Origin of the sequence: Mycobacterium paraseoulense (assembly GCF_010731655.1) — a bacterium.
In the GTDB taxonomy this organism is placed as follows: domain Bacteria; phylum Actinomycetota; class Actinomycetes; order Mycobacteriales; family Mycobacteriaceae; genus Mycobacterium; species Mycobacterium paraseoulense.
In genome coordinates, this window is sequence record NZ_AP022619.1 from 171,763 (window position 1) to 189,651 (window position 17,889).

Genomic DNA, 17,889 nt, shown 5'->3' on the forward strand with positions numbered 1-17,889 from the left:
CAATAGCAATAGTATGCATCAGAAATAGTAAACGTGCGCAACTTACGGTCGGGCGGCGTCCGTGTCTTCCTAGACTGGGCCGGTGCGTCTTGTCTTCGCCGGCACCCCCGAACCCGCGCTGCCCGCGCTGCGTCGTCTCATCGACTCGCCCCGCCATGAGGTGATCGCCGTGCTGACGCGGCCCGACGCCGCCGTCGGCCGGCACGGCAAGCCGCAGCCTTCGCCGGTGGCGCGCGAGGCGCTCGACCGGGGCATCCCGCTGCTGCGGCCGGCGCGGCCGAACGCGCAAGAGTTCGTCGCCGAACTCGCGGAGCTGGCGCCGGACTGCTGCGCGGTCGTGGCCTACGGCGCGCTGCTGCGCGACGGCCTGCTCGCGGTTCCCCCGCACGGATGGATCAACCTGCACTTCTCGCTGCTTCCGGCGTGGCGCGGGGCGGCGCCGGTGCAGGCGGCCATCGCGGCGGGGGACACCATCACCGGGGCGACGACGTTCCGGATCGAGCCCAGCCTGGACTCCGGCCCCATCTACGGTGTCGTCACCGAGACGATCCGGCCTACCGACACCGCCGGCGAATTGCTTGAGCGCCTGGCCGTTTCGGGTGCGGCCCTGCTGTCGACCACGCTGGACGGCATCGCCGATCAGACGCTGACCCCCCGGCCGCAACCCGTCGAGGGCGTCAGCGTCGCGCCGAAGATCACCGTCGAGCAAGCCCGGGTGCGCTGGGACCTGCCGGCGCTGGTCGTGGAGCGGCGGATCCGCGCGGTCACGCCCAACCCGGGCGCCTGGACGATGATCGGCGACCTGCGCATCAAGCTCGGGCCGGTGCACATCGACCCGGACGCCCCGGAACCGTTGGCGCCCGGCGCAATTCACGTCGGCCGCAAGGGCGTGTGGATCGGGACGGGTTCGCAAGCCGTGCGCCTGGGCCAGATACAGCCCCCCGGAAAGAAACTCATGAATGCCGTCGACTGGGCGCGGGGCGCTCGACTCGACTCCCTGGCGCGCGCGACATGAGCCCGCCCCGGCCACCGGACCGCGGGCGCGCCAGGCGGCGCCGGCCGCTCGATCCCGCGCGCGCCGCCGCGTTCGGCGTGCTGCGGGCGGTCAGCGAGCGTGACGCGTACGCGAACCTGGCGCTGCCCGCCCTGCTGCGCGACCGCGGGATCAGCGGCCGCGATGCCGCATTCGCCACCGAGCTGACCTACGGCGCCTGCCGGACCCGGGGCCTGCTCGACGCCGTCATCGGCGCGGCCGCGGGCCGCTCCCCGGAAACCATCGACCCGGTGCTGCTCGACCTGCTGCGGCTGGGCGCCTACCAGTTGCTGCGTACGCGGGTGGACACGTACGCCGCGGTGTCCACCACGGTGGAGCAGGCGGGGATCGAATTCGATTCGGCTCGAGCGGGTTTCGTCAACGGCGTGCTGCGAGCCGTCGCCGCCCGAGACGAGAAGTCCTGGGTCGAGGAGCTGGCGCCCGACAAGTCGCGGGATCCGGTCGGTCATGCCGCCTTCGTGCACGCGCACCCGCGCTGGATCGCGCAGGCCTTCGCCGACGCGCTGGGAGCCGACGCCGGTGAACTCGACGCGGTGCTGGCCAGCGACGACGAACGGCCGCAGGTGCACCTGGCGGCGCGGCCCGGCGTGCTGACCGCCGCGGAGCTGGCCGAGGCCGTGGGCGGCACGGTCGGCAGATATTCGCCCTATGCGGTGTACCTGCCGGGCGGCGACCCTGGGCGGCTGGCACCGGTGCGCGACGGCGCCGCGCTGGTCCAGGACGAGGGCAGCCAGCTGGTGGCCCGCGCGCTGACGCTGGCGCCGGTCGACGACGACGCCGGCCAGTGGCTGGACCTGTGCGCCGGACCGGGTGGCAAGACCGCGCTGCTGGCCGCGCTGGGCGTGGGAGCCGGGGCCCGCGTCACGGCGGTGGAGCCGGCGACCCGCCGCGCCGACCTGGTGGCCGAGAACACCCGGGGGCTCCCGGTCGAGGTGTTGCGGGTCGACGGGCGGCAGACCGGACTCGAGCCGACCTTCGACCGGGTGCTGGTCGACGCGCCCTGCACGGGTCTGGGCGCGTTGCGGCGCCGGCCGGAGGCGCGCTGGCGGCGCCAGCCGTCGGACGTGCCGGTACTCGCGAAGCTGCAGCGCGAGCTGCTGGGCGCCGCGATCGCATTGACCAGACCCGGCGGTGTGGTGCTGTACGCGACCTGTTCGCCCCACCTCGCCGAGACCGTCGGGGTGGTCGCCGACGCGCTGCGCCGACACCCGGTGTGCGAGTTGGACACCCGGCCGCTGTTCGAGCCCGTCACCGGGCTGGGGGACGGGCCGCATGTCCAGCTGTGGCCGCACCGGCACGGCACCGACGCCATGTTCGCCGCCGCGCTGCGCCGCGAAGCGGGGTAGCGCGAAGGCGACCGAAGGACGGGGCCGCCGCCGCGCTGCGCCGCGAAGCGGGGTAGCGCGAGGCGACTTTGAGGCCTGGGCCGCCGCCGCGCTGCGCCGCAGATAGTCTGGCGCACATGCCTGGCATCACCGGTAGGCCGCTGATCGCGCCGTCCATCTTGTCCGCTGATTTCGCGCGGCTGGCCGACGAGGCGGCCGCGGTGCGCGGCGCCGACTGGTTGCACGTCGACGTGATGGACAACCATTTCGTGCCCAACCTGACCATCGGCCTGCCGGTGGTCGAGAGCCTGCTGGCCGCCACCACGATCCCGATGGACTGCCATCTGATGATCGAGGACCCCGACCGTTGGGCACCGCCATACGCCGAGGCCGGCGCCTACAACGTCACCTTCCACGCCGAGGCCACCGACAACCCGGTCGGGGTGGCCCGCGACATCCGCGCCGCGGGCGCCAAGGCGGGGATCAGCGTCAAGCCCGGAACCCCCCTGGAGCCGTACCTGGAGATCCTCCCGCAGTTCGACACCCTGCTCATCATGTCGGTCGAACCCGGCTTCGGCGGCCAGAGTTTCATCCCCGAGGTGCTGAGCAAGGTCCGCACCGCGCGCAAGCTGATCGACGCGGGGGAGCTGACGATCCTGGTGGAGATCGACGGCGGCATCAACGACGACACCATCGAGCAGGCCGCCGAGGCCGGCGTCGACTGCTTCGTCGCCGGCTCGGCCGTCTATGGCGCCCAGGACCCGGAGGCCGCCGTGGCGGCGCTGCGCAGGCAGGCCGCCGCCGCGTCGCCGCACCTGCGCCAATGAGTCGGCCCGCCGACGGCCTCGACGCGGCCATGCGCCTGGCGATCGACCAGTCCAACCAGGTCAAGGGCACCACATATCCGAATCCGCCCGTGGGCGCGGTCATCCTGGACGCCGACGGCGTGGTCGTCGGCGTCGGCGGCACCGAACCGGCCGGTGGGGATCACGCCGAGGTGTTGGCGCTGCGGCGGGCCGGCGAGCTGGCGGTCGGCGGGACGGCGGTGGTCACGCTGGAGCCGTGCAACCACTACGGCAAAACCCCGCCGTGCGTGAACGCCCTGCTGGACGCGAAGGTGGGGGCCGTCGTCTACGGCGTCGCCGATCCGAACCCGGCGGCCGCCGGCGGCGCGGCGCGGCTGACCGAGGCGGGCGTGCGGGTGACGTCCGGGGTGCTCGCCGACGAAGTGGCCGGTGGGCCGTTGCGGGAGTGGCTGCACAAGCAGCGGACCGGGCTGCCGCACCTGACCTGGAAATACGCCAGCAGCGTCGACGGCCGCAGCGCGGCCGCCGATGGCACCAGCCAATGGATTTCCAGCGAGGCCTCGCGGCTGGACCTGCACCGGCGGCGCGGTGCCGCCGACGCGATCGTGGTCGGCACCGGCACCGTGCTGGCCGACGATCCCGCGTTGACCGCCCGGTTGCCCGACGGCTCGCTGGCCGACCGGCAACCGTTGCGCGTGGTGGTGGGCATGCGCGAAATACCGCCGGAGGCAAAGGTTCTCAACGACGATTCGCGGACCATGGTGATTCGCACGCACGACCCGATGGAGGTGATCAAGGCGCTGTCGGACCGCACCGACGTCCTGCTGGAGGGCGGTCCCACCCTCGCCGGCGCCTTCCTGCGGGCGGGGGCGGTCAATCGCATCCTGGCCTACATCGCGCCGATGCTGCTGGGCGGTCCGGTCTCCGCGGTCGACGACGTCGGGGTGCCCACCATCGCGCGGGCGTTGCGCTGGCACTTCGACGGCATCGGCCGGGTCGGGCCGGATCTGCTGCTCAGCCTGGTGCCGCGCCGCGAGTAGCAGCGCCTAGCGCTGCTCCCCGAGCGCGACGGTCTGCGGCTCGGGAATCTCCGGTTCCTCGGCGTGTTCCTTGCGGCCGCCGATCAGCAGGCCCAGCAGCGCTCCCACGATGCAGATGACCACGGTGGCACTGAAAATGTCGCCGTACATCATGGCGAACGCCTTGAGGTACATCGTCCCCTGGGCGGCGATCCGCTCCAGCAGGGAGGCGTTGGGGGGTATCGCCGCCGTCAGCCCCGCCACGATCTGGTTGAACCGGTACAGTCCCCACGCGCTCAGCGCGGCCACACCGATGAGCATGCCGGTCATGCGGGCCACCACCACCGCCGCGGAGGCGATGCCGTGCTGCGCCGCGGGAACCACCCGAAGGGCCGCGGAGGTCAGCGGCCCGATCACCAGGCCGAGGCCCACACCGGCGACCAGAAGGTCGGCGTGCAACACGGGGACGCTGAAAACGCCGAAAATGTCGTGCTTCTGGCTCAGCACGTCTTGGCGCCAGTAGTGGATCAGCCAGTAGCCGTAGGCGGCGATCAGCAGCCCGAGGAAGGTCATCACCCGGTCGCCCACGCGGGTGGCGATCCAGCCGCCCAGCACCGCCCCGATCGGCAGCGCGATCAGGAACCACAGCAGCAGCCCGGCGGCCTGGGTCTGGTCCATCTGCAGCACGCCCTGGCCGAACAGCTCCACGTCCACCAGGGTGACCATCAGCGCCGCACCCGCGGCCAGCGATGCGCCCAGCGCGGCCAGGAACGGGCGGAAGTGCACCCCCGCCGGCTCGATCAGCCGGGTGCGCGAGAACCGTTCCCACAGCATGAACAGCACCGCGACGACGACCGCGCCGATGACCAGCGGCAGCCCGTAGCTCGGCAGGATCTGTTTGCCGTCGGGCTGGGGGTTGTACAGACCGATGACGGCCAGGCCCAGGGCGACCGCGAGCAGCACCCCACCGACGAGGTCGACCCGTTCGGGCTCCTCCACACGCTCGTGCGACGGCAGGCTGAACTGGATCATCACCATCGCGATCAAGGTCAGTGGGACGTTGATCCAGAACACGTAGCGCCAGTCGTGGAACAGGTACACGATGAAGATTCCGTACAGCGGGCCCAGCACGCTGCCCAGCTCCTGCGCGGCCCCGATGCCACCCAGCACGCCGGCGCGGTTGCGCTGAGCCCACAGGTCGGCGCCCAGGGCGAGCGTGACCGGCAGCAGCGCGCCGCTCGCCACACCCTGGATGGTGCGGCCGCCGATCAGCAGGTGGAAGTCGCCCCAGTGCCCGGCCAGCGCCGTCACCACCGAACCCACCATGAACAGGGTCAGGCTGACCTGCAGCACCAGCTTGCGGCCGAACCGGTCGGAGGCCCGGCCCAGCAACGGCATGGCGGCGATGTAGCCCAGCAGGTACATCGTGATGATCCAGGTGATGCGCTGCAGCTGGTTGATGGGGATGTGAACGTCGCTCATGATGTCGCGCATGATCGTCACGACGACATAGGCGTCCAGGGCGCCCAGCAAGACCGCGAGGCTGCCGGCGCTGATCGCGACGCGGCGCCCGGTCTGCGAACTCATGAACTCACCGGGGGCTTGGTGACCTGGACCTGCTCGCCCCAATTCGACAGGGTCACCTGGATCGAATTGCCCGAACTCTTCTGCATGTTGGCCTGGACGAGCTGGTGGTCACCGGTCTCCTGGATCCACACCGTGCTCGGCACCGGCTGCGTCGCGTTGAACTGCGGCATGATCTTGTTCACCGCATCCGCCGACACGTTGCCGCTGACGCGGATGGTGTTCTGGCCGTTGATGGTCTCGCGGCCCTCGGCCTTGGCGTTGGTGAAGTTCGCCAGCGCGTTGGCCAGCCCGGTGTCGGGGTTGAGCAGCACCGACACGTCGTAGATGTCGGACGCCTTGCCGAAGTCGCTCCACTTGTTCGGCGTCAGCGTGGCGTACAGGGTGCCGTCGACCACCACGAAGTTGGCGTCGATGTCGGAGCCGCCCAGGGTGATGGTGGCGTTGCCCTTGGCGGCGGTGGCCGGCGCCGTGGTGAGGTCACCGGTCAGCGTCTTGATGGGGAGCCCCTGGATCTTGCCCTGAATGCTCAGCACCAGGTGCACGCTCTTCACATTCTTGGTGGCGTCGGCCGACTGCTTGACCAAGGTCGTGCCGTCGGGTAGCGGGGCGCCGCTCTGCTTTGAGCCCGACGAGCAGCCGGCGATCAAGGCGGTGGCGAGGGTCAGGGATGCGAGGACGGCCGATAGACGGCGGCGGGTCTGCATACCTTGCATCGTAGAGGGTGCCCGTGACCGGCTTGGGAGACGCGGGCCCGCACCGACGGCACGGGGCCGCCCCTTCGGACTGCTCACCGGCGCGGCCGGGGCTTTCCTGCGGCCGATTAACCTGATGACATGTTCACCGGAATCGTCGAGGAACTCGGAGAGGTGACCGGCCGCGACGTGCTCGCCGACGCCGCGCGGCTGACCATCCGCGGGCCGGTCGTGACCTCCGATGCCGGGCACGGCGATTCGATCGCCGTCAACGGCGTCTGCCTGACCGTCGCGGAGCTGCTGCCCGACGGCCGGTTCGCCGCCGACGTGATGGCCGAAACCCTCAACCGGTCCAACCTGGGCGCCCTGCAGGTCGGTAGCCCGGTCAACCTCGAGCGCGCCGCGGCGGTCAACAGCCGGCTCGGCGGGCACATCGTGCAGGGCCACGTGGACGGGACCGGCCAGGTGGTGGCCCGGACCCCGTCCGAGCACTGGGAAGTGGTGCGGATCGAGATCCCCGCGGCCGTGGCCCGCTACGTCGTCGAGAAGGGCTCCATCACAGTCGACGGGATTTCGCTGACGGTGTCCGGGCTCGGCGGCGGACCGGGGGACTGGTTCGAGGTATCGCTCATCCCCACCACCCGCGAGGTGACGACCCTGGGCCGCGCTCCGGTCGGGACGCGGGTGAACCTCGAAGTCGACGTGATCGCCAAATACGTCGAGCGGCTGATGACGCATAACCCGAGTGAAGCCGGCCGCTAGGGCCGGCTATCGCGGTGAACTCGACTCTTCACGCTCTTGGTGGCGCTGGGGCGGGCTGGGCGTCCCTAGTCTCGGCGGCGCGAAAGAGGTAATACCACGCGGGGGAAACTCCATATATTTGGACCTCTGGGTTCCGGTACTTCGGCTCGGCATGACAGAGGTGGTAACCATACTGTGCGAGTAGCGGATTGATATCGGTACCGTCGTCCAGCAGTACGGCGTATCGCCCCTCCTCGTGAGCGTTAGGAACGATGAAAAGGTACTCGATCTTGAGTTCGGCGCACCGGGAGACCCAGTAAGCGACGGCCTCAACCGCGCATTCAGAGAAGCTATGGATGTTGACCGCTAGTTTGATCGTTCCGGGAACGAGATCCTGTTGGTCGTCCAACGCCACGACACGTGTACGTTCCGCGCCTTTTCTCGACAGGTAATACGAGGAGACGAACGTCGACTCGGGGATGGCGTCGATGCAGAAATAGGTATCGATGTTGCTAAACGCCGTTACAGCGCGGTAGGCGAGCCTGCCGTATCCCGCGCCGATATCGAGCACTTTCAACCCCGGCCAGCGCGAGATCTGCAGTGTACGTTGGAGAAACAGCAGCTCACAGACCGAGTCGAGGAGGTCGCGGCTGACGAGCCGCTGATTCCCGTCTTGGTCTGTGTCGGATGCCGGAAACGTAAACACGCCGAAGTCGCCGTCCTCGGTGAGGGTGTCTAGAAGACTGAGCGTGTCGATGGTTTTCAAATACGAGTGTGTCAGCGCATGTTTCTCGGGCGTGTTGTTGGCCTGGAACTGCCAGACGTAGCAATTGTCGCCTCGGAAATAGAGCAGATCCTCCGGCGTGACGTAACCGGGAGCCCAAACGGGCGGTGTGCCGCTGTTGAGGCCGGCATAGCGCTGGCGTAGCGCTTGAAGCTCGGGATTTGTCGCACGGAGGGTGGCGTAATCGACGGAAGCAACGCCTTGACCCGAGTGCCCTCGCCAGTCGAGAAGCCATGGACGCTTACCGTCCTTGATCCGCTCAAAGTCCTCACTTGACAGGGCCGTCAGCATCTCCTGTGTCGCGCGGGCGAACTGCGACGCGGCCACATCGTCGGGAGTGTGCTGCGGCCAGCCGGAAAACACCATGCCGCTCCTCATGTACGTCCGGTTTCCGTTGCTCTTGAGCGTTCCCACGATAATGCTCAGGGAACCGAACGTCGCCGCGTGGCGTGCGGGGATGAACGGGGTCGATAAAGACGTTCAGCGGCTGCTCACCGCGCTAGGCCGCGTTCGGGGAAGTGCGGCCCCGGGCCGGGTCAGCAGGGCTGGCCGGGCGGTGTCCAGTACGGCTCGCCGGACGGGGTGTAGCACGGCGGCGGAGCGTCGGGTGGTGGGGTCGTCATCGCGTCGGCCGGCAGGACCCAGTTACCCCAGCGCCCCGGATCGGTGCACCCACCGACGCTCACGTGCCGGCCCCCGACATTGGCGCACGCGTCGGCCGCCGCCCGTTGCGGGCAGGCGATGCCCGCTGCAGATCCAGCCGCGATTATCGAGGTCACGACCGGTACCGCCAGTCTCACTGCGATTCTCATGCCGCTCAGCGTAGATTGCTGGCGCAGGATCGGGAGTCGTTTCGACGCGTTGGATTCCGCGGGCGCTCAAGCGGCCTATTGCCGCGGAGCAACCGGCGCCGAATCTCGTCGTGCCGGATCTCGTCGCGCCGGACGCCCATGGCCGCAACGCGGCATATCGCCGGGTGCCGCGTCGGTGCCCGTGGACGCCGCGGCAACAACGTGGCAATAACGTGGCCGGCGCGGTGGTTCATACTGAATGCAAGACTTGGGCTCTTCCTGCGGACCCCTGAGACAGCAAGGTAGCGACGATGACGAGGTTGGACTCCGTCGAAAGGGCGGTTGCCGACATTGCGGCCGGTAAGGCCGTGGTCGTCATCGACGACGAGGACCGCGAGAACGAAGGCGACCTGATCTTCGCCGCCGAAAAGGCGACCCCGGAGCTGGTGGCGTTCATGGTCCGCTACACCTCGGGGTACCTGTGCGTCCCGCTGGACGGCGCGATCTGCGACCGGCTGGGGCTGCTGCCCATGTACGCGGTGAACCAGGACAAGCACGGCACCGCCTACACCGTCACCGTCGACGCGAGAAACGGCGTGGGCACCGGTATTTCGGCTTCCGATCGGGCCACCACCATGCGCCTGCTCGCCGATCCCGCCAGCATCGCCAACGACTTCACGCGCCCCGGTCATGTGGTTCCGTTGCGCGCCAAGGACGGCGGCGTGCTGCGCCGTCCCGGCCACACCGAGGCCGCCGTCGACCTGGCCCGCATGGCGGGATTGCAACCCGCGGGCGCGATCTGCGAGATCGTCAGCCAAAAGGACGAGGGCTCGATGGCGCAGACCGACGAGCTGCGGGTCTTCGCCGACGAGCACGACCTCGCGCTGATCACAATCGCCGACCTGATCGAGTGGCGGCGCAAGCACGAGAAGCACATCGAGCGGATCGCCGAGGCCCGCATACCGACCCGGCACGGCGAATTCCGCGCCATCGGTTACGCCAGCATCTATGAGGATGTCGAACACGTGGCGCTGGTGCGCGGCGAGATCGCCGGCCCGAACGCCGACGGCGACGACGTGCTGGTCCGCGTGCACTCCGAGTGCCTGACCGGTGACGTCTTCGGTTCCCGCCGCTGCGATTGCGGACCCCAACTCGACGCGGCGATGGCGATGGTCGCGCGAGAGGGGCGCGGCATCGTGCTGTACATGCGCGGCCATGAGGGCCGCGGCATCGGCCTGATGCACAAATTGCAGGCCTACCAGCTGCAGGACGCCGGCGAGGACACTGTCGACGCCAACCTCAAACTCGGATTGCCAGCCGACGCACGGGATTACGGAATCGGGGCGCAGATACTGGTCGACCTCGGGGTCCGCTCGATGCGGCTGCTGACCAACAATCCGGCCAAGCGGGTCGGGCTGGATGGCTATGGCCTGCACATCATCGAGCGGGTGCCGCTGCCGGTGCGCGCCAACGCGGAGAACATCCGCTACCTGATGACCAAGCGTGACAAGATGGGCCACGACCTGGCGGGTTTGGACGACTTCCACGAATCCGTCCATCTGCCCGGCGAATTCGGTGGTGCTCTGTGAGCTGCGTCGGCGGCGACGCAGAACACGATGCAGAACGAAGCGATGAGAAGGAGCGGCGCCGATGAGCCCTGCGGCGGGAGTCCCGGATTTCCCACCTCTGGACGCATCCGGTCTGCGGCTGGCCATCGTCGCGAGCACCTGGCACAACGAGATCTGCGACGCGCTCTTGGCCGGTGCGCGCAAGGTGGCCTCCGAGTCGGGTCTCGACAACCCCACGGTGGTTCGGGTGATCGGCGCGATCGAGATCCCGGTGGTGGCGCAGGAACTCACCCGCAACCACGACGCCGTGGTCGCCCTGGGTGTGGTAATCCGCGGCCAGACACCGCATTTCGACTACGTGTGCGATGCCGTGACGCAGGGGTTGACCAGGGTCTCGCTGGACTCTTCCACCCCGGTGGCCAATGGGGTGCTGACCACCGACACCGAGGAGCAGGCGCTGGACCGCGCCGGCCTTCCGGAATCGGCCGAGGACAAGGGCGCCCAGGCGACCGGCGCGGCACTGCAGACCGCGCTGACACTGCGTGACCTGCGCGCCCGGTCGTGACCGACCGCGAGGAATGGGATGTCGAGTTGCGTCCCCACCGCACACCGATATTCGTCTACGGCGCGGCACTCACCATCGTGGCGGTGCACGTCGCGATCGGCTTTCTGCTCAAGGTCGGCTCCACCGGGGTGGTGTTTCACACCAGCGACCAGGTGGCGATGGCGCTGCTCGGTGTGGTCCTGGCGGGCGTGATCCTGCTGTTCGCCCGGCCGCGGCTCCGGGTCGGGGCGGCCGGAATGTCGGTGCGTAACCTGTTGGGCGACAAGCTCATCGAATGGCAAGACATCGCCGGGGTCTCGTTCCCGGCGGGCAATCGCTGGGCGCGCCTCGACCTGCCCGACGACGAGTACATCCCCGTGATGGCCATTCAGGCCGTCGACAAGGAGCGCGCGGTCAACGCGATGGATACCGTGCGGGCGCTGCTCGCGCGGTATCGGCCCGACCTGCGTACCCACTGAGAGGGCTATCCGTGCCCGGCACGGATAGCCCTTCAGGTGGACGGGTCAGAAGTTCTTACAGTCGGTCATCATCTGCTGGAAGATCGGCAAAGCCTGCTGCGCGCCCTGGTTGTGCTCGATGGCGTGGAGCAGGTTCACGCGCTGATCCGGCGACGACGCCAGGTACTGCTGCAGGAACTGCTGGTTCGGCGGCGACTGGTCGAGGTACTGAGCGGCCATCGGGTTTTCCGCGTGCACGGCCCGCATCGCCTGGTCGTAACTGCAGGTCGTGTTGATCATCGGGCCGTAGTCGGGGGCAGCTGATGCGACCCCGGCAGCGGCGGTCGACGCCAATGCCAGACCGCCAACCCCGATCGCGAGCCTGGTCAACGAGCGCTTGAACATCTGTGGACTCCCTCCATTGATTACCACCCACTGTAACGTCCAGCTACACCCCTGGTAACCGGAACGGAAGTCGTCCAAACCGGCCGCGACCCGAAACCATCGAACACTCACTCGAATATCGGAGCATCTCGCCCGTCTGGCGCGACGCGTGATCCGCCGCATCTGACCAGCGGATACGCGGAGATCACGAGGGGCTGGACTGCGCGTTCCGCACGCGCTGGAGCGCGACTTCGGCAAATCGCATCGACAGCGACGGCGAGAGCCGATCGAGGTACCACCATGCCTTCCACCACGCCGGCACGACGATGATCGCCGTCCCGTGCAGCACCGCCCGGAGTGCGCGTTCAGCGAACACTTCAGGGGCCATCGGCCGCATCCGCTCCCAAAGGGCGAGGACTTCCTCGTCGCTGATGCCGATGTTGGCGGTGCGTCCGTACTGGCCCCCAGTGAGGATGGGGGTCCGGATCACCCCGGGACAGAGCACCGAGACCTGCACGCCATGGCGCTTTGCCTCGATCCGCAACGTTTTGGAGATCGCGACGACCGCGTGTTTGGTGGCGGTGTAACTTCCCTGGCCTGCGGTGGTGACAAGGCCCGCCATCGAGGCGGTGTTCACAATGTGGCCGGAGTGCTGCCGGATCATCATCGGGTAGACCGCTTGGATGCCATGGACCACACCGCGCAGGTTCACGTCGAAGACGTCGTTCCAGTCATCGAGGGTGTACGAGTCGATCTCGCCGGCGACCCCGATGCCGGCATTGTTGAACAGGTAGTCGATCCGCCCGGATTGCTGCACCGCCTCGGCGGCTGCGCGCTCGAACGATGGGTAGCTGCGCACATCGAGCTCGATCGCGTGCGCCCTTCGGCCACCCTTGTCGAGGCGTTGCGCCAACTCGTGTGCCGCGCCGATCTGACGATCGGCGATCCACACTTCAGCGCCTCCCTCAACCAGCTTGGCGGACAACGCCGCGCCGATCCCGGACGCTCCCCCCGTGACGAGCGCGACCCTGCCTGACAAGCTCGCTGTCATGCGAGAAGAATAATCGCTCCCGATCAGTCGACGAAGATTCTGCGGCCGGGGCGCCGAGCCCTTGCGCTCGGGGGAAGCGGCGCCCGGCCTGATCCAACCACCGCATCCCGACAAGCCGCCGGCCCGTCAGCGGCTATTAGCCTGAATGGGTGCCAGATCCCGCCACCTATCGCCCCCCGCCCGGGTCCATCCCGGTCGAGCCGGGCGTCTATCGATTCCGGGATGCGCACGGGCGGGTCATCTACGTCGGCAAGGCCAAGAGCCTGCGCAGCCGGCTGACGTCCTACTTCGCCGACGTCGCCGGCCTGCACCCGCGAACCCGGCAGATGGTGACCACCGCCGCCAAGGTGGAGTGGACGGTGGTCAACACCGAAGTCGAGGCGCTGCAGCTCGAATACAACTGGATCAAGGAGTTCGATCCGCGCTTCAACGTCCGCTACCGCGACGACAAGTCCTACCCGGTGCTGGCCGTCACCCTCAACGAAGAGTTTCCCCGGTTGATGGTCTACCGCGGCCCGCGCCGCAGGGGCGTCCGCTATTTCGGGCCCTACTCCCACGCGTGGGCGATCCGGGAGACGCTGGACCTGCTCACCCGGGTGTTCCCGGCCCGCACCTGTTCGGCCGGTGTGTTCAAGCGGCACAAGCAGATCGACCGCCCGTGCCTGCTCGGCTACATCGACAAGTGCTCGGCGCCCTGCGTCGGTCGGGTCAGCGCCGAGCAGCACCGCCAGATCGTCGACGACTTCTGCGACTTCCTGTCCGGCAAGACCGACCGGTTCGCCCGCGAGCTGGAACAGCGGATGCACGCCGCATCCGACGAACTCGACTTCGAGCGGGCGGCCCGCCTTCGTGACGACCTGGGCGCCCTCAAGCGCGCCATGGAAAAGCAGGCCGTGGTGCTGGGCGACGGCACCGACGCCGACGTGGTCGCCTTCGCCGACGACGAGCTGGAGGCGGCGGTCCAGGTGTTCCACGTCCGCGGCGGCCGGGTGCGAGGCCAGCGCGGCTGGATCGTCGAAAAGTCGGCCGAGGCCGGTGATTCCGGCGAGGAGCAGTTGGTCGAGCAATTCCTGACGCAGTTCTACGGCGAGCAGGCCGAATTGGGTGGCCAGGACAACCAAGGGGCCGACGAAGCCGCCAACCCGGTGCCGCGCGAGGTGCTGGTGCCCTGCCTGCCGTCGAACTCCGAGGAATTGACCAGCTGGCTGTCCGGCCTGCGCGGTTCGCGCGTCGTGCTGCGGGTCCCGCGCCGCGGCGACAAGCGGGCGCTGGCCGAGACCGTGCAACGCAACGCCAAAGAGGCGCTGCAGCAGCACAAGCTGAAGCGCGCCGGCGACTTCAACGCCAGATCGGCTGCGCTGCAGAACATTCAGGATGCCCTCGGCCTGGCCGACGCACCGCTGCGCATCGAATGCGTCGACATCAGCCACGTTCAGGGCACCGACGTGGTGGGTTCGTTGGTGGTGTTCGAGGATGGCCTGCCGCGCAAGTCGGACTACCGCCACTTCGGGATCCGCGAAGCCGCGGGTCAGGGACGCTCCGACGACGTCGCCTCGATCGCCGAGGTGACCCGCCGCCGGTTCGCGCGCCACCTGAGCGAACAGAGCGACCCGAATATGCTTACGCCCGAAGGGAAATCGCGCCGGTTTGCCTATCCGCCGAATCTCTACGTCGTCGACGGTGGCGCGCCGCAGGTCAACGCGGCCAGCGCCGTGCTGGAAGACCTGGGCATCACCGACGTCGCGGTGATCGGCCTGGCCAAGCGGCTGGAAGAGATATGGGTGCCGTCCGAGCCGGATCCGGTCATCATGCCGCGCAACAGCGAGGGCCTCTATCTGCTGCAACGGATTCGTGACGAGGCGCACCGGTTCGCCATCACCTACCATCGCAGCAAGCGATCCAAGCGAATGACCGCCTCGGCGCTGGATTCGGTGCCAGGATTGGGGGAGCATCGCCGCAAGGCGCTGGTAACCCATTTCGGATCGATAGCCCGCCTCAAGGAGGCCACCGTCGACCAGATCACGGCCGTTCCCGGTATCGGGGTGGCCACCGCCACCGCCGTCCTGGAGGCGTTGCGGCCCGAGCAGCCCGCGGAAGCCGAATGACGGGTGAGTTGGCGGAGGGCCGCCCGGTGGATGCCCGTCCGGACGACGGGGGCGGCATCGACGTCGTGCTGGTGACCGGATTGTCCGGCGCCGGGCGGGGTACCGCCGCCAAGGTGCTCGAGGACCTCGGCTGGTACGTGGCCGACAACCTGCCGCCGCAGCTGATCACCCGCATGGTCGATTTCGGGCTGGCCGCCGGTTCGCGGATCACCCAGCTGGCGGTGGTGATGGACGTGCGCTCGCGCGGCTTCACCGGTGACCTCGACGAGGTGCGCAACGAGCTGGCCACCCGCAACATCAGGCCGCGCGTCGTCTTCATGGAGGCATCCGACGACATGCTGGTGCGCCGCTACGAACAGAACCGCCGCAGCCACCCCCTGCAGGGCGACCAGACCCTGGCCGAGGGCATTGCCGCCGAGCGCCGGATGCTGGCCCCGGTGCGCGCCACCGCCGACTTGATCATCGACACGTCGACGCTGTCGGTGCGCGGCCTGCGGGAGAGCATCGAGCGCGCGTTCGGCGGCGACACCAGCACGTCGATCAGCGTCACGGTCGAATCGTTCGGCTTCAAGTACGGCCTGCCGATGGACGCCGACATGGTGATGGACGTACGGTTCCTGCCCAACCCGCACTGGGTCGACGAGCTGCGTCCGCTCACCGGGCAGGACCCGGCGGTCAGCGAGTACGTGTTGAGCCAGCCCGGCGCCGCGGATTTCCTGGAGGCCTACCATCGGTTGCTGTCTCTGGTCGTCGACGGTTACCGCCGGGAGGGCAAGCGCTACATGACGGTCGCCATCGGCTGCACCGGCGGCAAGCATCGCAGCGTCGCGATCGCCGAGGCGCTGATGGGGCTGCTGAAGGGCAATCCCCAATTGTCGGTGCGGGTGCTGCATCGGGATCTGGGCCGCGAATGAGCGCGCCGACGAATCAGGGCATCGTCGCGCTCGGCGGGGGACACGGCCTGTACGCGACGCTGTCCGCCGCACGCCGGCTGACGCCCCATGTCACCGCCGTGGTGACCGTCGCCGACGACGGCGGTTCCTCGGGGCGGCTGCGCAGCGAACTCGATGTGGTGCCGCCCGGCGATCTGCGAATGGCGTTGGCGGCCTTGGCGTCCGACAGCCCGCACGGGCGGTTGTGGGCGACCATCCTGCAGCACCGGTTCGGTGGCAACGGAGCGTTGGCCGGGCATCCGATCGGCAACCTGATGCTCGCCGGGCTGTCCGAGGTGCTGGCCGATCCGGTGGCCGCGCTCGACGAGCTCGGCCGCATCCTCGGTGTCAAGGGCCGGGTGCTGCCGATGTGTCCGATCGCGCTGCAGATCGAGGCCGACGTGTCCGGCCTGGAGACCGATCCGCGGATGTTCCGGCTGATTCGCGGCCAGGTGGCGGTCGCCACCACGCCGGGCAAGGTGCGGCGGGTGCGGCTGCTGCCGTCTGACCCCCCGGCGACCCGGCAGGCCGTCGACGCCATCATGGCCGCCGACCTGGTGGTGCTGGGCCCCGGCTCGTGGTTCACCAGCGTGATCCCGCACGTGCTGGTGCCGGGACTGGCGGCGGCGCTGCGGGCCACCACCGCCCGCCGCGCGCTGGTGCTCAATCTGGTGGCCGAGCCGGGGGAAACGGCGGGCTTCTCCGTCGAGCGGCATCTGCACGTGTTGGCCCAGCACGCACCGGGTTTCACCGTGCACGACATCATCATCGACGCCGAGCGCGTGCCCGGCGAGCGCGAGCGGGAGCACCTGCGCCGCACCGCGACGCTGCTTTCGGCCGAGGTCCACTTCGCCGACGTGGCCCGACCTGGTACACCTTTACATGACCCGGGCAAGCTCGCGGCGGCCCTGGACGGGGTCCGGGCGGCCCGCAAGGGTCCGGGAGCGCCCCCGGTTACGGCCACCGCGGATATCCGGGTCGAGGGTGCAAGCCCACAGCCCGGTGGCAATGGACCGGCCGGCAGCGGACCAAGGGGTGACGACGCGTGGCGATGACGACCGAAGTCAAGGACGAGCTCAGCCGCCTGGTCGTGAAGTCGGTGAGTGCGCGTCGCGCCGAAGTGACGTCCCTGCTGAGGTTCGCCGGCGGGTTGCACATCGTCGGCGGGCGCGTGGTGGTGGAGGCCGAGGTGGACCTGGGCAACGTCGCGCGGCGGCTGCGCAAGGACATCTTCGAGCTGTACGGCTACAACGCCGTCGTGCATGTGTTGTCCGCCAGCGGGATTCGCAAGACCACTCGCTACGTGTTGCGGGTCGCCAACGACGGCGAGGCGCTGGCCCGCCAGACCGGGCTGCTCGACAACCGCGGACGCCCGGTGCGCGGTCTGCCCGCCCAGGTCGTGGGCGGCAGCATCGCCGACGCCGAAGCCGCGTGGCGCGGAGCCTTCCTGGCGCACGGGTCGCTGACCGAGCCGGGACGCTCGTCGGCGTTGGAGGTCAGCTGCCCCGGCCCCGAGGCGGCGCTCGCCTTGGTGGGCGCCGCGCGCCGGCTCGGGGTCAGCGCGAAGGCCCGCGAGGTCCGGGGCGCCGACCGGGTGGTGGTGCGTGACGGTGAGGCGATCGGCGCGCTGCTGACCCGGATGGGCGCCCAGGACACCCGGCTCATCTGGGAGGAGCGCCGGATGCGCCGCGAGGTCCGGGCGACGGCCAACCGGCTGGCCAACTTCGATGACGCCAACCTGCGCCGCTCGGCGCGGGCCGCGGTCGCGGCCGCCGCCCGGGTGGAACGCGCGCTGGAGATTCTCGGCGACACCGTCCCCGACCACCTGGCCTCGGCCGGCAAGTTGCGCGTCGAGCACCGGCAGGCCTCGCTGGAGGAGCTGGGCCGGCTCGCCGACCCGCCGATGACGAAAGACGCTGTCGCGGGCCGCATTCGGCGGCTGCTGTCGATGGCCGACCGCAAGGCGAAAATCGAGGGCATCCCGGACACCGAATCGGCGGTGACACCGGATCTGCTGGAAGACGCGTAACCGGTCGCGTCATTTGCTG

General features: G+C 69.2%; 18 protein-coding genes. 12 read left to right on the forward strand and 6 right to left on the reverse strand.

The window, feature by feature from the left end:
* Window positions 1-82 precede the first annotated feature (82 nt).
* The 4 genes from fmt (at window position 83) to ribD (ending at window position 4,225) form a co-directional block, all read left to right on the forward strand.
* On the forward strand, window positions 83-1,015 hold the full coding sequence (gene fmt, locus G6N51_RS00875) for a methionyl-tRNA formyltransferase (RefSeq protein WP_083173990.1): 933 nt from the start codon (window positions 83-85) through the stop codon (window positions 1,013-1,015).
* Window positions 1,012-2,400 (forward strand): RsmB/NOP family class I SAM-dependent RNA methyltransferase, encoded by a 1,389-nt coding sequence (locus G6N51_RS00880; protein WP_083173991.1) that lies wholly within the window; start codon window positions 1,012-1,014, stop codon window positions 2,398-2,400. Before fmt ends, G6N51_RS00880 begins: the two co-directional genes overlap by 4 nt.
* A 116-nt stretch (window positions 2,401-2,516) precedes the next feature.
* A complete protein-coding gene (gene rpe, locus G6N51_RS00885; protein WP_083173992.1) occupies window positions 2,517-3,206 on the forward strand; it encodes a ribulose-phosphate 3-epimerase in 690 nt (229 codons plus the stop codon).
* Window positions 3,203-4,225, forward strand: a complete 1,023-nt coding sequence (gene ribD, locus G6N51_RS00890) for a bifunctional diaminohydroxyphosphoribosylaminopyrimidine deaminase/5-amino-6-(5-phosphoribosylamino)uracil reductase RibD (protein WP_083173993.1) — start codon at window positions 3,203-3,205, stop codon at window positions 4,223-4,225. The genes rpe and ribD overlap by 4 nt, the downstream gene beginning before the upstream one ends.
* Window positions 4,226-4,231: 6 nt before the next feature.
* Here ribD and G6N51_RS00895 read toward each other — a convergent pair whose 3' ends face one another.
* Window positions 4,232-5,791: an MFS transporter gene (locus G6N51_RS00895; protein WP_083173994.1), complete on the reverse strand. Its 1,560-nt coding sequence runs from the start codon at window positions 5,789-5,791 to the stop codon at window positions 4,232-4,234.
* The gene (locus G6N51_RS00900; RefSeq protein ID WP_083173995.1) at window positions 5,788-6,495 is read right to left on the reverse strand and encodes an LppX_LprAFG lipoprotein; all 708 of its coding nucleotides are present in this window, start codon (window positions 6,493-6,495) and stop codon (window positions 5,788-5,790) included. The genes G6N51_RS00895 and G6N51_RS00900 overlap by 4 nt, the downstream gene beginning before the upstream one ends.
* A gap of 129 nt (window positions 6,496-6,624) precedes the next feature.
* On the opposite strand from G6N51_RS00900, the gene G6N51_RS00905 reads away from it, so the two are divergent.
* Entirely contained in the window at window positions 6,625-7,245 is a 621-nt protein-coding gene (locus tag G6N51_RS00905; RefSeq protein WP_083173996.1) for a riboflavin synthase, read from the forward strand.
* A 28-nt stretch (window positions 7,246-7,273) separates the two neighbouring features.
* Here G6N51_RS00905 and G6N51_RS00910 read toward each other — a convergent pair whose 3' ends face one another.
* Both G6N51_RS00910 and G6N51_RS00915 read right to left on the reverse strand, forming a co-directional pair.
* Window positions 7,274-8,374, reverse strand: a complete 1,101-nt coding sequence (locus tag G6N51_RS00910) for a putative sugar O-methyltransferase (RefSeq protein ID WP_158086247.1) — start codon at window positions 8,372-8,374, stop codon at window positions 7,274-7,276.
* Window positions 8,375-8,544: 170 nt separating this feature from the next.
* Entirely contained in the window at window positions 8,545-8,820 is a 276-nt protein-coding gene (locus G6N51_RS00915; protein WP_232078146.1) for a hypothetical protein, read from the reverse strand.
* A 290-nt stretch (window positions 8,821-9,110) separates the two neighbouring features.
* Between G6N51_RS00915 and G6N51_RS00920 the strand changes: the two genes are divergently transcribed.
* The 3 genes from G6N51_RS00920 (at window position 9,111) to G6N51_RS00930 (ending at window position 11,390) form a co-directional block, all read left to right on the forward strand.
* The gene (locus G6N51_RS00920) at window positions 9,111-10,388 is read left to right on the forward strand and encodes a bifunctional 3,4-dihydroxy-2-butanone-4-phosphate synthase/GTP cyclohydrolase II (RefSeq protein WP_083173998.1); all 1,278 of its coding nucleotides are present in this window, start codon (window positions 9,111-9,113) and stop codon (window positions 10,386-10,388) included.
* 61 nt (window positions 10,389-10,449) lie between these two features.
* Complete coding sequence (gene ribH / locus G6N51_RS00925) at window positions 10,450-10,932, forward strand: 6,7-dimethyl-8-ribityllumazine synthase (RefSeq protein WP_083173999.1); 483 nt, start codon at window positions 10,450-10,452, stop codon at window positions 10,930-10,932.
* Window positions 10,929-11,390 carry a PH domain-containing protein gene (locus G6N51_RS00930; RefSeq protein ID WP_083174000.1) on the forward strand — a complete coding sequence of 154 codons (462 nt, stop codon included), beginning with the start codon at window positions 10,929-10,931 and terminating at the stop codon, window positions 11,388-11,390. Before ribH ends, G6N51_RS00930 begins: the two co-directional genes overlap by 4 nt.
* A 45-nt stretch (window positions 11,391-11,435) precedes the next feature.
* Here G6N51_RS00930 and G6N51_RS00935 read toward each other — a convergent pair whose 3' ends face one another.
* A complete protein-coding gene (locus G6N51_RS00935; RefSeq protein WP_066945085.1) occupies window positions 11,436-11,774 on the reverse strand; it encodes a hemophore-related protein in 339 nt (112 codons plus the stop codon).
* 184 nt (window positions 11,775-11,958) lie between these two features.
* On the reverse strand, window positions 11,959-12,804 hold the full coding sequence (locus tag G6N51_RS00940; protein WP_083174001.1) for an SDR family NAD(P)-dependent oxidoreductase: 846 nt from the start codon (window positions 12,802-12,804) through the stop codon (window positions 11,959-11,961).
* A 149-nt stretch (window positions 12,805-12,953) separates the two neighbouring features.
* Between G6N51_RS00940 and uvrC the strand changes: the two genes are divergently transcribed.
* The 4 genes from uvrC to whiA are packed head-to-tail and all read left to right on the forward strand — an operon-like array spanning window position 12,954 to window position 17,870.
* Window positions 12,954-14,909, forward strand: a complete 1,956-nt coding sequence (uvrC, locus tag G6N51_RS00945) for an excinuclease ABC subunit UvrC (RefSeq protein ID WP_083174002.1) — start codon at window positions 12,954-12,956, stop codon at window positions 14,907-14,909.
* Window positions 14,906-15,823: an RNase adapter RapZ gene (rapZ, locus tag G6N51_RS00950; RefSeq protein ID WP_083174003.1), complete on the forward strand. Its 918-nt coding sequence runs from the start codon at window positions 14,906-14,908 to the stop codon at window positions 15,821-15,823. Before uvrC ends, rapZ begins: the two co-directional genes overlap by 4 nt.
* Window positions 15,820-16,896 (forward strand): uridine diphosphate-N-acetylglucosamine-binding protein YvcK, encoded by a 1,077-nt coding sequence (gene yvcK / locus G6N51_RS00955; protein ID WP_083174004.1) that lies wholly within the window; start codon window positions 15,820-15,822, stop codon window positions 16,894-16,896. The genes rapZ and yvcK overlap by 4 nt, the downstream gene beginning before the upstream one ends.
* Window positions 16,893-17,870 (forward strand): DNA-binding protein WhiA, encoded by a 978-nt coding sequence (gene whiA / locus G6N51_RS00960; protein ID WP_102419857.1) that lies wholly within the window; start codon window positions 16,893-16,895, stop codon window positions 17,868-17,870. The genes yvcK and whiA overlap by 4 nt, the downstream gene beginning before the upstream one ends.
* The last annotated feature ends 19 nt before the right edge of the window (window positions 17,871-17,889 follow it).